General features: G+C 73.8%; 14 protein-coding genes. 4 read left to right on the forward strand and 10 right to left on the reverse strand.

Annotated elements, in window-relative coordinates; genetic code table 11:
- Window positions 1-47: 47 nt before the first annotated feature.
- Together AB0B41_RS09280 and AB0B41_RS09285 are read right to left on the reverse strand one after the other, a co-directional pair.
- Window positions 48-1,040, reverse strand: a complete 993-nt coding sequence (locus AB0B41_RS09280) for an NADPH:quinone reductase (RefSeq protein WP_358200801.1) — start codon at window positions 1,038-1,040, stop codon at window positions 48-50.
- A 60-nt stretch (window positions 1,041-1,100) separates the two neighbouring features.
- Window positions 1,101-1,604 carry a GNAT family N-acetyltransferase gene (locus AB0B41_RS09285; RefSeq protein WP_358200803.1) on the reverse strand — a complete coding sequence of 168 codons (504 nt, stop codon included), beginning with the start codon at window positions 1,602-1,604 and terminating at the stop codon, window positions 1,101-1,103.
- 243 nt (window positions 1,605-1,847) lie between these two features.
- On the opposite strand from AB0B41_RS09285, the gene AB0B41_RS09290 reads away from it, so the two are divergent.
- The 3 genes from AB0B41_RS09290 (at window position 1,848) to AB0B41_RS09300 (ending at window position 4,594) form a co-directional block, all read left to right on the forward strand.
- A complete protein-coding gene (locus AB0B41_RS09290; RefSeq protein WP_358200804.1) occupies window positions 1,848-2,432 on the forward strand; it encodes a hypothetical protein in 585 nt (194 codons plus the stop codon).
- 181 nt (window positions 2,433-2,613) lie between these two features.
- Window positions 2,614-4,041: a PepSY domain-containing protein gene (locus AB0B41_RS09295; RefSeq protein ID WP_358200806.1), complete on the forward strand. Its 1,428-nt coding sequence runs from the start codon at window positions 2,614-2,616 to the stop codon at window positions 4,039-4,041.
- Window positions 4,042-4,045: 4 nt separating this feature from the next.
- Window positions 4,046-4,594 (forward strand): hypothetical protein, encoded by a 549-nt coding sequence (locus AB0B41_RS09300; RefSeq protein ID WP_358200808.1) that lies wholly within the window; start codon window positions 4,046-4,048, stop codon window positions 4,592-4,594.
- 99 nt (window positions 4,595-4,693) lie between these two features.
- Here the strand turns inward: AB0B41_RS09300 and AB0B41_RS09305 are convergent, their stop codons facing one another.
- The 4 genes from AB0B41_RS09305 to AB0B41_RS09320 all read right to left on the reverse strand — a co-directional run bounded on the left by AB0B41_RS09305 (window position 4,694) and on the right by AB0B41_RS09320 (window position 7,218).
- A complete protein-coding gene (locus AB0B41_RS09305; protein ID WP_358200811.1) occupies window positions 4,694-5,452 on the reverse strand; it encodes a hypothetical protein in 759 nt (252 codons plus the stop codon).
- Window positions 5,449-6,354, reverse strand: coding sequence for an ABC transporter ATP-binding protein (locus tag AB0B41_RS09310; protein ID WP_358200813.1), 906 nt, complete (start codon window positions 6,352-6,354; stop codon window positions 5,449-5,451). Before AB0B41_RS09310 ends, AB0B41_RS09305 begins: the two co-directional genes overlap by 4 nt.
- The gene (locus AB0B41_RS09315; protein ID WP_358200964.1) at window positions 6,351-6,710 is read right to left on the reverse strand and encodes a GntR family transcriptional regulator; all 360 of its coding nucleotides are present in this window, start codon (window positions 6,708-6,710) and stop codon (window positions 6,351-6,353) included. The genes AB0B41_RS09310 and AB0B41_RS09315 overlap by 4 nt, the downstream gene beginning before the upstream one ends.
- A gap of 217 nt (window positions 6,711-6,927) precedes the next feature.
- Window positions 6,928-7,218 carry a Dabb family protein gene (locus tag AB0B41_RS09320; protein ID WP_358200816.1) on the reverse strand — a complete coding sequence of 97 codons (291 nt, stop codon included), beginning with the start codon at window positions 7,216-7,218 and terminating at the stop codon, window positions 6,928-6,930.
- A 169-nt stretch (window positions 7,219-7,387) separates the two neighbouring features.
- On the opposite strand from AB0B41_RS09320, the gene AB0B41_RS09325 reads away from it, so the two are divergent.
- A complete protein-coding gene (locus AB0B41_RS09325) occupies window positions 7,388-8,701 on the forward strand; it encodes an acyltransferase family protein (RefSeq protein ID WP_358200818.1) in 1,314 nt (437 codons plus the stop codon).
- On the opposite strand, the gene AB0B41_RS09330 is transcribed toward AB0B41_RS09325, so the two are convergent.
- The 4 genes from AB0B41_RS09330 to AB0B41_RS09345 form a co-directional block, all read right to left on the reverse strand.
- Window positions 8,649-9,419, reverse strand: coding sequence for an ANTAR domain-containing protein (locus tag AB0B41_RS09330; RefSeq protein WP_358200820.1), 771 nt, complete (start codon window positions 9,417-9,419; stop codon window positions 8,649-8,651). The two genes, AB0B41_RS09325 and AB0B41_RS09330, sit on opposite strands and share 53 nt — an antisense overlap.
- Before the next feature lie 62 nt (window positions 9,420-9,481).
- A complete protein-coding gene (locus AB0B41_RS09335) occupies window positions 9,482-10,108 on the reverse strand; it encodes a DedA family protein (protein ID WP_358200822.1) in 627 nt (208 codons plus the stop codon).
- Between the two features lie 116 nt (window positions 10,109-10,224).
- Entirely contained in the window at window positions 10,225-12,378 is a 2,154-nt protein-coding gene (locus AB0B41_RS09340) for a 3-hydroxyacyl-CoA dehydrogenase NAD-binding domain-containing protein (protein WP_358200824.1), read from the reverse strand.
- A gap of 11 nt (window positions 12,379-12,389) precedes the next feature.
- Window positions 12,390-13,622, reverse strand: coding sequence for an acetyl-CoA C-acetyltransferase (locus tag AB0B41_RS09345; protein ID WP_358200826.1), 1,233 nt, complete (start codon window positions 13,620-13,622; stop codon window positions 12,390-12,392).
- Between the last annotated feature and the right edge of the window lie 60 nt (window positions 13,623-13,682).

Here is a 13,682-nt window from a genome sequence, read left to right on the forward strand (position 1 = left end):
CACCGCATCCCGCGCCCCACCCGGGTGGGTGAGCCGGGCCTCACCGCTCACCCGATGTCGACGAGCACCTTCCCCGTCGTACCGGACTCGACGGCCTCGTGGGCGGCGGCGATGTCGTCGAGCCCGAAGCGGTGCAGCGGCAGCGGGCTCAACGCCCCCTCCGACACCGCAACCGTGATCTCGCGCGCGGCCGTGACGAGGTCCTCGCGCGGCACGGCGTAGAGCAGCACGAACCGCAGCACGGCGTTGGCGGTCATGAGCCGCCGCACCGGGATGGTGGGGTCCTGCGGCGTGGCAGCGTAGGTGACGATCGTGCCGCCGTTGGCCAGCAGTGCCAGGTCGAGATCGAGGTTCGCCCCCAGCGCGACCTCCACGATCCGGTCGACGTGGGGGACCAGCGCCCGGATCCGCTGCTCGGCGTCGGGCTCGCGGTAGTTCACCACCAGGTCGGCACCGGCCCGCGAGGCCAGCTCCGCCTTCTCCGGGCCCGACACGGTCGTGACGACCGTGGCCCCGGCCCAGGTGCCGAGCTCCACCGCGTAGTGGCCGACGGCGCCCGCACCGCCCGCGACCAGCACGTTCGACTTGTGCGGGGAGCCGCCGGTGAACAGGCAGTGGTACGCCGTCATGGCCGGGACACCGAGGCAGGCGCCCAGCTCGTCCGACGCCGACTCCGGCAGCGGAACGGCCTGCTCCTGCGGGACGACGCAGAACTCCGCCGCGGTGCCCCACTCGGCGACCGGCGCGGGAGCCGGCCCGCCGGGTGAGGCGAGCCAGAGCCACACCCGCTGGCCGACACGCACCGGGTCGACGCCCTCGCCCACGGCGTCGATCTCGCCGACGCCGTCCTGGTGCGGCACGCGGACGCCCTGGAACGGCCGGGCGGTCGTGCCGTCCCGGGTCTTGACGTCCGTCGGGTTGACCGCCGACACCCGCACCCGGACACGAACCTGCCCCGGTCCGGGCTCGGGGGTGTCGACCTCGCCGACGGACAGGACCTCGCGCGCGGGTCCGGTGTGGTCGTAGAACGCAGCCCTCATACCGACAGGCCTACCCCCCGGACGGCGCGAGCACCACGGCCGCAGCTCACGGGCAGGGCGTCAGCGCGCCGGCCCCTGGCCCGCCACCTCCGCGACGCGCCCGCCGGGCAGGACCGCGTGCACCGCGTCGTCGCTCTCGACCAGCACCGCGCCCAGGTCCCGCAGCACCGCGACCGCGGCCGCGTTGTCGGCGGTGGTCGCGGCGACCACCGGCCGGCCCCCGGCCCGGGCGACCAGCTCGCGGACGGCGCCGTGGCCGATCCCCCGCCCGCGGGCGCCACGGGCGAGCCAGAGCCCGACCTCCAGGCCGTCGGCCACCGGCTCGAGCCGGCCCGCCCCCACCACCGTCTCCCCCTCGAGGATCACCCAGGTCCGCTCCACCGGCGCGACGGCACCGACCGACCGGCTGCGGTGGAAGGTCAGGAAGGCGGCGCGAGCCGCGTCGCTCCAGCCCGCGGCGCCGGCGACCGGGGGCATGACCTCGGCCGGCTCGGCTCCCGCGACGGCGGCGTCGAGCAGGGCGACGAGCAGCGGCTCGTCGAGGGGACGCAGGGTGACGGACACGGCCCGAGTCTGCGGGGTGGGCGGTCCGCGGTCGACCGAATTCGCGGTGAACGAACCGGATCGGGGCCCCGTACCGGCGGCGACGGCGGCGGACCGTGAGCGCGACCACCGGGCGGGCGTCTTGCTTCCGGGTCGGGCTCGCCCGTATGGTCCAACGCAGACAGCGATCGGTGGCGCACGCTCGGTGACCGACGCTGGCGCCCCGAACGCCCCGAACGCGACGGCCGTCCGCGGAGGTCCGGAGTGCTCCACCACCCCCACCGGTACGGCCCGCGCCGTCCGGTGCCGTGCGGGCGGACCGCACGGACGGCGGCGGTCACGCTCACGGCCCTGGTCACCGCGATCGGCGGGCACGTGCTCGGCGGCGGCGACCTGCCCTCGCCCGCCGGGGTCCTCCTCGCACTGCTCGCCCTGGCCGGTCCCGGCTGGTGGCTCGCGCGGGACGAGCGCGGGTGGGAACGGCTCGCCGCGGCCCAGCTGGCCGCGCAGCTCGGGGCGCACCTCCTGTTCGAGGCGACCGCCGCCCCGTCGGTCGGCGCGCATGCCCACGGTCACGACGACGGCCTCGGCCCCGGGATCGTGCTCGTCGCCCACCTCGCCTCCGCGGCGGTCGCCGCGGCGTGGCTGCGCTGCGGCGAGCGCCGCGCGCTCGAGCTGTCCCGCCGCGCCCTCGCGGCCCTGTTCGTCCTGGTCACCGCCCTGGTCGGGCGGGTCCTCCCACGCCCCGCCGGACCGGTCGTCCGGCGCCCCGCCCCGGCCGCGCCCCGCGTCCGGGGTGTGCGGCTGCGCCACGCGATCGTCCATCGCGGCCCGCCGCTCGCCGCCTGAGCCGGCCGCGCACACCCCGCAGTCGGACGCGTCCCCACACGGATCCGTCGCCGACGGGAGCCGCGGCGCCGCGCGCTGCACAGCCCGGACCGGATCCGCCCGCCCTCCCCGCCGTCGTCCCACCTCCCCGGGATCCGGCGGTGCCCCCGCGCGCCCACGCGCCCTCCCACCCGGAGACCCCATGTCGCTCGTGTCCGAACCCACCCCCGAGGGGACCGCCTCCCCACCGACCATCCCGCCCGCACCCGGCGCACCGCCCGCCCGGCGCTCGGCCTGGAAGGGCCTGGCCCGGCGGCTGCACTTCTACGCCGGGCTCCTCGTGGGCCCGTTCATCCTGGTCGCGGCCGTGACCGGGGTGCTCTACGCGCTGGCCCCGCAGCTGGAGTCGTGGATCTACGACGAGCAACTGCACGTCCCCGCCGCCTCCCGCGAGCTCCCGCTCGCCGACCAGGTCGCGGCGGCGCTCGCCACGAACCCGGCCGGCACGCTCGACGCCGTCCGCCCCGCCCCGAACCCCGGCGACACCACCCGCGTGCTCTTCACGCAGGAGGGCCTCGGCGAGTCCGAGCGCTGGACCGTCTTCGTCGACCCCGGCACCGCGGAGGTCCGGGGCGAGCTGGTCACCTACGGCACCACCGGCGTCCTGCCGCTCCGGATGACCCTCGACCAGCTGCACCGCAACCTGCTGCTCGGCGAGCCGGGCCGGCTCTACTCCGAGCTCGCGGCCTCGTGGTTGTGGGTGGTCGCGCTCGGCGGGCTGGTGCTGTGGATCGCCCGCTGGCGCGCGCGGCGGGTCCGGCGCGCGGCCGACCTGGTGCTGCCGGAGCGCGGGGTGAAGGGCCGGCGCCGGCTGCTCGGCCGGCACGGCGCGCTCGGCGTGTGGCTGCTGCTCGGCATGCTGTTCCTCTCCGCGACCGGGCTGACCTGGTCGACCTACGCGGGGGCCGGGATCAGCGACATCCGGGCCCAGCTCGGCTGGAGCACGCCCTCGCTCGACACCGGGGGCGGCGACCACGCCGGCCACGGCGGTGGTGCCCCGGGCGCTCCGGTCCCCGTCCGTCCGGGACAGTTCGACGGCGTGCTGACGGTCGCCCGCGGCGCCGGCATCGACGCCCGCCAGGTCGAGGTCGGCGTGCCCGCGGAGGCGGGCGGGCCCTGGACGGTCACCGAGGTGAAGCGCAGCTGGCCCACCCAGGTCGACTCGATGGCGATCGACGCCGGCACCGGCACCGTCGTCGACGAGGTGCGGTTCGCCGACTACCCGTTCATGGCGAAGCTGGCCCGCTGGGGCATCGACGCCCACATGGGCACGCTCTTCGGCGTGGCCAACCAGGTCGTGCTCGTCGCGTTCGGGATCGGGCTGGTCACGGTGATCCTGCTGGGCTACCGCATGTGGTGGGTCCGGCGGCCCGACGCCGGCCGCCCGGCCCCGCTCGTGGGGCGCGGGCAGTTCCGGAGGCTGAGCCAACCCGTCGGCTTCGCCGTGGTGCTGGCGGCGGTGGCGATCGGCTGGCTGGCCCCGCTGTTCGGCCTCAGCCTGCTCGCCTTCCTGCTGGTCGACGCCTGGCGGGGGCACCGCGCCGCGCAGCGGGGGCCCGCGGCAGGCTGACGCCGTGACAGTCGTGACGGCGGCGGCCGGCGCCCTGCCCGACCTCGTCCGGGAGCGTCCTCCCGGGCCGGGCGGGTGCCGGCTCGTCACCGTCGACGGCTGGTCCGGTTCGGGCAAGAGCGTGCTCGCGGAACAGCTGGGCCGCGCGCTCGACGCCCCGGTCCTCTCGATCGAGGAGCTCTATCCCGGTTGGGACGGCCTCGCGGCCGCGATCCCGCTGGCCCGCGAGTGGATCGCCGAGCCGCTCTTCCACGGCCGGCCGGCGCGCTGGTGGCCCTGGCTCTGGGACCGCGACGAGCGCTCGCCGGACCCGCGGACCCAGCCGTGCGTGCCTGTGGTGGTGCTGGAGGGCTGCGGCTCGGGGGCGGCCGCGCTGCGCCCCTTCACCAGCACCGCGATCCGGGTGGACTGCCCGCCCGAGGAGCGGGAGCGGCGGCTGCGCGCCCGCCCCGACTGGCCGGGGTACGCCCCGCACCGCGCCCGCTTCCTCGCCCAGGAGCACCGGTACTTCCCCACTGCCCCCGAGCCCGACGTCGTCGTCCGGGCCCGATGAGGGACGTCCTGAGAACGCCGGAGGCCGCCGCCCCGGATCCCCCGATCCGGGACGACGACCTCGGCTCCCCCCTCCGGCGGTCCCCCACCGCCGCGTGCGCTACACCGAGGCGCGGCGCAGGAACAGGTAGGCGACACCGGCCGCCAGGGCCGCGATGATCGCCGGGTAGCCGGCGAACAGCACCGCAGCGGGCGTGTCACTGAAGAAGCGACCCACCGCCGGCCACGCCTCCTGCCACGTCACGATCACCGTGGCGACGCCGGCGAGCAGAAGCAGCCCCACGGACGCGATCCACATCCCGAGCTGGCCGAACCGCTTGAGGATCGTGCCCGCGAGGATGCTCACGAAGGAGAGGAACACGAAGGGCACCGTGTAGATCAGCCACTGCAGCGCCCAGTTCTGCTGCGTCAGGAACGGGATGCCGAAGAAGTGCAGCCCCATCCCCCAGCCGCCGGTGACCTGCTCGAGCGCGAGCAGCAGCGTCAGCAGGAGGCCCTGCACCGCGGACTGCGCCAGGACGAACAGCGCCGTGCCGGTGAAGAAGTCGCGGCGGGTCACCGACAGCCCGAGGGCGAACGGGAAGACCTGCGTCATGGTCACCAGGTGGGCGACGATCACGAAGATGTAGATCGACAGGAGCCCGCCGGTCACCTTCGGCTCCCCGGCCGGCGGATCCGGGACCAGCGCGAAGATCACCAGGTTGATCGCGAAGGCGAGACCGAGGATCAGCCACGGCATGCCCAGCTGTACCGGCAGGTTGACCAGCTGCATCCGCGCCACGGCGAGCGGGCGGCGGCGCCGGCCCGGCGTCTCCAGGGCGGCGGGGACGGAGTCGAGTGCGGCGGTCGGAGCAGTCATCGCGCGGCCACCTCCCGGCCGTCGTGGTTCTCGCGCCGGGGTTCCGTCGCGAGCTGGGTCGTGCGGACCACGAGCTGCTGCAGCGAGACGGGCTCGAACTCCAGCCCCTCGGAGCGCAGCCGGGTGTCGGGGTCGGCGCCCTCGAGCGTCACCCGCAGGAAGCCCCCCAGCTCCTCGCGGTGCAGCTCGGTGTATCCCTCGGCGAACGCCTTCACCGCGGCTGCCGGCCCGGTGACCGTGACGGCCCGGCCGCGCAGCACGTCGGCGTCCTCGTCCATCAGGATCCGGCCCCGGTCGATCAGCACGACGTGCTCGATCAGGTCCGAGACCTCGTCGATCAGGTGCGTGCTCAGCACGATCGTCCGCGGGTGCGCGGCGTAGTCGGCGAGCAGCCTGTCGTAGAACAGCTGCCGCGCGACCGCGTCCAGGCCCAGGTAGGGCTCGTCGAAGAAGGTCAGCGGCGCCCGCGAGGCCAGCCCGATGATCACCCCGACGGCCGAGAGCTGGCCGCGCGAGAGCTTCTTGATCATCTGCTTCGGCCGCAGGTGGAACTCCTCGACCAGCGACGCGGCGAAGCCGGCGTCCCAGTTCGGGTAGAGCATCGCCGCCGTGCGCAGGGCGTCGCCCACCCGGAAGTTGTCCGGGTACTTCTGCGCCTCCCGGATGAAGCAGACCCGGTCGAGCACGGTCGGGTTCTCGTACGGGTGCAGGCCGAAGACCTCGACCTCGCCCGCCGTCTCGAAGCCCTGCCCGGTCAGGATCTGCATGATGGTGGTCTTGCCGGCACCGTTGCGGCCGAGCAGGCCGTGGACGGTGTTCTCCCTGAGCTCGAGGTTCACGCCGTCGAGCGCGGTGAAGCCGCCGTAGCGCTTCACGACCCCGCGCATCCGCACCGCCGTCATTCGTCGTCCCCCCAGACGTCGATCATCTTCTTGATCTGCTCGGCGTCCATTCCGAGCCTGCGGGCCTCCGCCAGCAGCGGCGCGACGAACTGCTTCGCGAACTCCTCGCGGCGTCGCTCCAGCAGCTGCGTGCGTGCGCCCGTGCTGACGAACATCCCGATCCCCCTCCGCTTGTACAGCACCCCGTCGGCGACGAGCTGGTTCACGCCCTTCGCGGCCGTCGCCGGGTTGATCCGGTGGAACGCGGCCAGCTCGTTGGTCGACGGGACCTGGCCCTCCTCCTGCAGCGAGCCGTCGATGATCGACGCCTCGATCTGCTCCGCGATCTGGAGGAAGAGGGGCCGCCCGTCGTCGATCACGGCGACCGCCCCGCCCTGTCCCGGTCCGTTGGTTCGTTACTCATGTAGGTAACCATGCAGCCACTGGGGCAGTGGTGTCAAGCGGGCAGCCGGAAGCGCCGGACCTCCTCGCGTGCGAGAGGAGATCCGGGGCGCGCAGAGAGGGCGGCTGACCTGCGAGGATGCGTCGTGAGTGGCGATAGTCGCTCTGGCAGCTATCCCCACTCACGAGGTGTCAGAGGCGGAACTGGATGCGGGAGATGGACTCCGAGATCGGGGCGAAGAGCTCGCGTCGGATCCGGTTGTGCTCGGCGTCCCGGTCGTAGATCCGGTACGCCTCCTCGTCGTCGAGGTCGACGGTGAGGGCGTAGGAGGCGTTGCCCTCCCGCAGCCCCAGGTCGACGCCCGCGACCATGCGCAGCTCGACGCCCTCGACCCGCAGGTCGAGCAGGGCCTGCAGCGCCTTCTCGATCTCCTCGCGCGGCACGCCCGGCTTGACCGTCCCCACCACCACGTTGCGAATCACGGAGGTGAGGCTGTCACACCGCCCCCGCCCGTGCCTCCGTCGGGAACGCCCGGTGGTGGGGCTACCCCCACCCCGGAGGACCGGGTGGGCCGTCGCGGAAGAGACCGGCTGACCCCGCTGATCATGCGGCCCGATCCGGCGAGGCTCGGTGACGGACGAAGGGGGACCGATGGCCGTCATCGAGGGGCGCCGGAGCACGGCGTCCGGACGCGGGGATTCGGGTCGGGACGTGCTGCTCGACCTGGTGCGCAGCGGCGCGATAGCGCTGGTGGTGCTGCAGCACTGGCTCATGCCGGTGGTGAGCTGGGACGGCGCCGAGGTGCGCGCGGGCAACGCCCTGGCGGCGCCGGGCGCGTGGGTCTGGACGTGGATCGGCCAGGTCATGCCCCTGGTCTTCTTCGCGGCGGGCGCGGCCGGGGCGCTGTCGTTGCGCCGCCGGCCGGTGCCGCAGGCGTGGGTCGCTGCGCGGGTGCAACGCCTGGTGCTGCCGGTGTTCGCGCTGCTCGCGGTGTGGGTGCCGCTGCCGGCGCTGCTCATCGCGGCCGGGCTGCCTGCCCAGCCGGTGGACTTCGCCGCCGGGGTGGTGCCGCAGCTGCTGTGGTTCCTCGTGGTGCAGCTGGTCCTTGTCGCACTGACGCCGCTGATGGTCGCCGCGCACGCCCGGCTCGGGCACGCCGTGCTGGTGCCGCTGGTGGTGGGCGCCGCCGCGGTCGACGCTCTGCGCTTCGCCGGGGTGCCCGTCGTCGGGTTCGTCAACGCGGTCCTGGTCTGGGTCGCCGTGCACCAGCTCGGCATCGCCTACGCGGAGGGCCGGTTCGCTGGGCTGACCGGGGTGCGGGCCGCCGGGGTCGGTGCCGCCGGGCTCGCCGCCACCGCCGCGCTGGTCCTCGCGGGCCCCTACCCGGCCAGCATGATCGGGATGCCCGGCGCGCCCGTGTCGAACATGAGCCCGCCGACCCTGTGCCTGGTCACCCTGGCCGTCTTCCAGCTCGGCGCCCTGCTCGCGCTGCGCCCACTGCTGGTCCGCGCCGCGGCCGCGCCCCGGGTCGCCGGGGCGCTGGCGCTGCTCGCCCCGCGCACCATGACGGTGTTCCTCTGGCACATGTCCGCGCTGGTCGCGGTCCTGGGCGTGTCCACCCTCGCCCTCGGCCGGTCCACTCCGGAGCCGTGGAGCACCGGCTGGCTGCTCGGCGCCCCGCTGTGGGTGGCCGCGCTGCTGGCGGTGCTGTGCGGGCTGGTCCGCCTCGCCGGCCGCCTGGAGACGCGGTCGGCGCGCCACCCGGCGCCCGGGCCCGCCCTCTGGACCGGCACGGCGCTCTGCGCCACGGGCCTGCTCGGCCTCGCGGCCCGCGGCTTCGACGCCGGGGTGGTCGAGCCGCTGGCCTGGTCGGCGGCCGTGGTGCTGGGCTATTTGCTGGTGACGGCCCGGTTCACAGCTCGGACCGGCGGCTGGCGAGCGTCTCGGCGACCTGCGCGAGCTTGACGTTGAGCGACTGGGAGGTGCGCCGCAGGACGTCGAAGGCCTCCTCGGCGGAGATGCCGCGGCGCTCCATCAGGATCCCCTTGGCCTGGCCGATCACGTCCCGGCTCTCCAGCGCCCGGCGCAGCTGCGCGACCTCCAGGTCCGCCGCCGCACAGGCCTGGGTGGCGGCCAGCGCGGTCGATGCGTGCGCGGCCAGCACCAGCGCCACGTCCCGCTCGGCCACGTCCAGCCCGCCGACGTCCCGCGAGTAGAGGTTCAGCGCACCCATCCGCGGGGCGTCGCCCTCGGGGAACAGGCCCACGGCCAGCACCGAGCGCACGCCGAGCGCGGCCGCGGCCGGGCCCCACCGCGGGAACTCGGGCGAGTCGGCGAGGTCGGCCACGTGCACCAGGCCCATCCCCTCGCGCCGGGTGGCGGCCACGCAGGGCCCCTCGTCGAGCCGGTACTGCAGCCTGTCGAGCCGGGTGGCCAGCTCCTCGGTCTCGACGGGCGTGTGGAAGCCGCGCTCCGGGTCGCGCAGCGTGACGCTCACCAGGTCGGCCCCGGGGACGACGGCCTTCGCCGACCGGATCACCCGGTCCAGCACGTCCGCCACGGTGCCCGCCTCGAGCAGGGCGGAGGCCAGTGCCACGAACTCGCCGGCCAGCGGCCCGACGGTCCGGTCGTCGGGGGAGGCGAAGCGCCGCCGGTCCTCCGCCCAGTCCTGCTCCGTGGTCACCGCACACCCCTCCGCCGTCCGCCGGTGAGCGATCGTCGCCCGTCCGGCCCGCGGGGGCAACCTCATCGGGCGCGGTGTGCGCCACCTCGCCGGTTCCGGCCCCGCAGGCGGCGCACGACCAGCCACCCGAGCCCCAGGACGCAGAGGACGAGCATGACCGTGGAGACGGGCGCGAGATAGCCCTCGACCCGCTCCCAGTTCTCCCCCAGCAGCCAGCCCAGGCCGAGGAACACGGCGTTCCACACCCCGCTGCCGATGGCCGTGAGCAGGGTGAACCGCCAGAGCGGCATCCGGGCGAGCCCGGCGGGGATGGAGACGACGCTGCGGATCAGCGGCACGCACCGCGCGAGCAGCACGATCGCGCCGCCGCGCTTGGCGAACAGCGAGTACCCGCGCTCGAGGTCCTTGCGGCTGGACAGCACGAACCAGCGCTTGCCGGCCAGCTCGTAGAGCCGCTCGTAGCCCAGCCAGGCGCCCAGGCCGTAGAGCACCAGCGCCCCGGCGACGGAGCCCGCGGTCGCGGCCGGCCAGACCCACAGGGCGTCGATCGCGCCGACCCGGGCGCGGAAGCCCGCGAGCGGCAGGATCACCTCCGACGGGATCGGCGGGATCACGTTCTCGAGGAAGATCAGGAGCCCCACCCCGGCGGCTCCGAGACGGTCGACGATCGAGAACACCCAGTCGGCCACGGATCCAGGGTGCCCGATTTGCCTGAAAATAAGCTGAGCCGTGATGCGCGAACGGCACTTCCGCTCACCAGATGTGAGCGAAAGTGCCGTTCGCCGTGCTTCTGACTATGGCGCGATCAGGCCGCGGCCACCGCCTCCTGGGCGCGCTTGCGCAGGGACTCCGGGACCTCGAAGCGCGGGCCGTACTTGGCCGCGAACTCGTCCGCCCGCTTCACGAAGCCGGCGACCCCGCCCGGGTAGCCCTCGATGTACTGCATCACGCCGCCGGTCCAGGCCGGGAAGCCGATGCCGAAGATCGAGCCGATGTTGGCGTCGGGCACGGTCTCGAGCACGCCCTCGTCGAAGCAGCGCACCGTCTCGAGCGACTCGATCACCAGCATGCGCTCGGACAGCTCCTGCAGGTCCACGTCGTGGTTCGTGGCCCCGAACCGCTCGCGCAGGCCCGGCCACAGCCGGACCCGCCTGCCCTCGGCGTACTCGTAGAACCCGGCGCCCGAGCTCTTCCCCTTGCGGCCGAACTCGTCGACCATGCGGTCCACGATCTCGTCGGCCGGGTGCGGGACCCAGGAGTCGCCGGCGGCTGCCTGCGTCTCCTTGCGGATCTTCTGCGGCAGGGTGAGGGTGAGCTCGTCCATCAGCTGCAGGACCGGCGCGGGGTAGCCGGCCTGGGCCGACGCCTGCTCGATCGTCTGCGGGTCGATGCCCTCGGCGAGCATCGAGATGCCCTCGTTGACGAACGTCCCGATCACCCGGCTGGTGAAGAAGCCGCGCGAGTCGTTGACGACGATCGGGGTCTTGCGGATCCCGAGGGTGACGTCGAACGCCTTGGCCAGCGTGGCGTCGGAGGTCCGCTCGCCCTTGATGATCTCGACCAGCGGCATCTTGTCCACCGGCGAGAAGAAGTGCAGGCCGATGAAGTCGCCCGGCCGGTCGATGCCCGCCGCCAGCTCGGTGATCGGCAGCGTGGAGGTGTTCGAGCAGAGCAGCGCGTCCGGCTCGACCACCTTCATGGCCTCGCGGAAGACCTCCTGCTTGAGCTCCACCGACTCGAACACGGCCTCGATGACGATGTCGCAGCCCGCGAGGTCGTTGTAGTCGGCGGTCGGGGTGATGCGCTGGAGCAGCGCCTCACCCTTCTCCAGGGTCACCTTGCCGCGCTTGACGCCCTTCGCGACCAGGCCCTCGGAGTAGCCCTTGCCCTTCTCGGCCGCCTCCAGCGAGACGTCCTTGAGCACGACCTCCCAGCCGGCCTGGGCGCAGACGTAGGCGATGCCCGCGCCCATCATCCCGGCGCCGAGCACGGCGACCTTGCGCGGCGTGTACTTGTCGACCCCGTCGGGACGGGACTTGCCGCCGTTGATCGCGTTGAGGTCGAAGAAGAACGCCTTGATCATGTTCTTCGACGTCTGGCCGACGACCAGGTCCACGAAGTAGCGGCTCTCGATCCGCAGCGCGGTGTCGAAGTCCACCTGGGCGCCCTCGACGGCCGCGGACAGGATGTTGCGCGGGGCCGGCATCGGCGCGCCCTTGAGCTGCTTGCGCAGGTTCGCCGGGAAGGCCGGCAGGATCGCGGCGAGCTTCGGGTTCGACGGGGTGCCGCCCGGGATCTTGTAGCCGGGGGTGTCCCACGGCTGCGTCGCCTCGGGGTTCGCGGCGATCCAGGCCTTGGCCTTGGTGATCGCCTCCTCCTTCGAGGCGGCGAGCTCGTGGATCACGCCGAGCTCGAGGGCCTTCTCCGGCGTGAGCCGCTGGCCCTGCGCGAGCACGTTCATGAACCCGTTGGCGATGCCGAGCAGCCGGGTGATGCGGGTGACGCCGCCGCCACCCGGCAACAGGCCCAGGGTGACCTCGGGCAGGCCGTAGACCACGCCCTTCGCGTCGAGCCCGATCCGGTGGTGGCAGGCCAGCCCGATCTCCAGGCCTCCGCCGAGCGCGGTGCCGTTCATCGCGGCGACGACAGGCCGGCCGAGCTTCTCCAGGCGGCGCAGCTGCGCCTTGACCTCGGTGACGTTCTCGAACACCGCCGGGCCGTCGCCGGGGCCGGCGGCGAGCAGGTCGTCGAGGTTGCCGCCCGCGAAGAAGGTCTTCTTCGCCGAGGTGATCACGACGCCGGTGATGTCGTCCCTCGCGGCCTCGAGCTCGGTGATCACCTCGCCCATCGCCTGCTTGTAGGCGTCGTTCATCGTGTTCGCGCTGGCGTTCGGGTCGTCGAGGGTGACGATCGCGACGCCGTCGGCGTCGGACTCCCAGCGCACTGCCTTCTCGGTCACCGGAATCCCTCTCAGACCCGCTCGATGATGGTCGCGATGCCCATGCCGCCGCCCACGCACAGCGTGGCGAGGCCGCGCTGCAGGTCCCGGCGCTCCAGCTCGTCGAGCAGGGTGCCGAGGATCATGGCGCCGGTGGCGCCCAGCGGGTGGCCCATGGCGATGGCGCCGCCGTTGACGTTGGTCTTGTCGTGCGGGATCCCCATGTCCCGCATGTAGCGCAGGGCCACGGCGGCGAACGCCTCGTTGATCTCGAACAGGTCGATGTCGTCGACCGTGAGACCGGCCTTGGCGAGCGCCTTGCGGCTGGCCGGGGCGGGCCCGGTGAGCATGATCGTCGGGTCGGCGCCGGAGAGCGCGGTGGAGACGATCCGGGCGCGCGGGGTGAGGCCCGCGGCCCTGCCGGCCGCCTCGGTGCCGATCAGGCAGAGCGACGCGCCGTCGACGATGCCGGAGCTGTTCCCGGCGTGGTGCACGTGGTCGATCTTCTCGACCCAGTGGTAGCGCTGGAGCGCGACGGCGTCGAAGCCACCCTCCTGCCCCATCATCTCGAACGACGGCTTGAGCCCGGCCAGGCTCTCCAGCGTCGCGCCGGCGCGGATGAACTCGTCGTGGTCGAGGACGGTGAGGCCGTTGCGGTCCTTGACCGGCACGACGGACTTGGCGAAGTAACCGTTGGCCCAGGCCTTGGCCGCCCGCGCCTGCGACTCCACCGCGAACGTGTCGACGTCCTCGCGGGAGAAGCCCTCGATCGTCGCGATCAGGTCGGCGCCGATGCCCTGGGGCACGAAGCCGGTGGTGTAGCTGGTGTCCGGGTCCATGGCCCAGGCGCCGCCGTCCGAGCCCATCGGCACGCGGCTCATCGCCTCGACGCCGCCCGCGAGGACCATCTCCTCCATGCCCGAGCGGATCTTCTGCGCGGCGGTGTTCACCGCCTCCAGGCCGGACGCGCAGAACCGGTTGAGCTGCACGCCGGCGACGGTGTGCGGCAGCCCGGCGGCGATCGCGGCGGTCTTGGCGATGTCCCCGCCCTGGTCGCCGATCGGGGAGACGACGCCGAGCACGACGTCGTCGACGACGTTCGGGTCCAGCTCCGGGTACCGGGCCCGGAGCTCCTGGATCAGGCCGATGACCAGGGAGACCGGCTTGACCTCGTGCAGGGAGCCGGAGGCCTTCCCGCGTCCCCGCGGGGTCCGGATCGCGTCGTAGACGTACGCCTGTGGGATCGATGGGGCGGTCTCGCTCATGCGAACCCTCTCGTGAAGAAGTCTGCCCGGAGCGCAGGCGGCGGCGCCGCCCCGCGTCCG

It is taken from the genome of Pseudonocardia sp. NPDC049154 (assembly GCF_040648315.1).
In the GTDB taxonomy this organism is placed as follows: Bacteria; Actinomycetota; Actinomycetes; order Mycobacteriales; family Pseudonocardiaceae; genus Pseudonocardia.

Bases quoted from the DNA above. Each gene is read 5' to 3' on its own strand.
- AB0B41_RS09280 (WP_358200801.1), bottom strand. From the start codon at position 1,040: ATGAGGGCTGCGTTCTACGACCACACCGGACCCGCGCGCGAGGTCCTG.
- AB0B41_RS09295 (WP_358200806.1), top strand. From the start codon at position 2,614: ATGTCGCTCGTGTCCGAACCCACCCCCGAGGGGACCGCCTCCCCACCG.
- AB0B41_RS09305 (WP_358200811.1), bottom strand. From the start codon at position 5,452: ATGACTGCTCCGACCGCCGCACTCGACTCCGTCCCCGCCGCCCTGGAG.
- AB0B41_RS09310 (WP_358200813.1), bottom strand. From the start codon at position 6,354: ATGACGGCGGTGCGGATGCGCGGGGTCGTGAAGCGCTACGGCGGCTTC.
- AB0B41_RS09325 (WP_358200818.1), top strand. From the start codon at position 7,388: ATGGCCGTCATCGAGGGGCGCCGGAGCACGGCGTCCGGACGCGGGGAT.
- AB0B41_RS09345 (WP_358200826.1), bottom strand. From the start codon at position 13,622: ATGAGCGAGACCGCCCCATCGATCCCACAGGCGTACGTCTACGACGCG.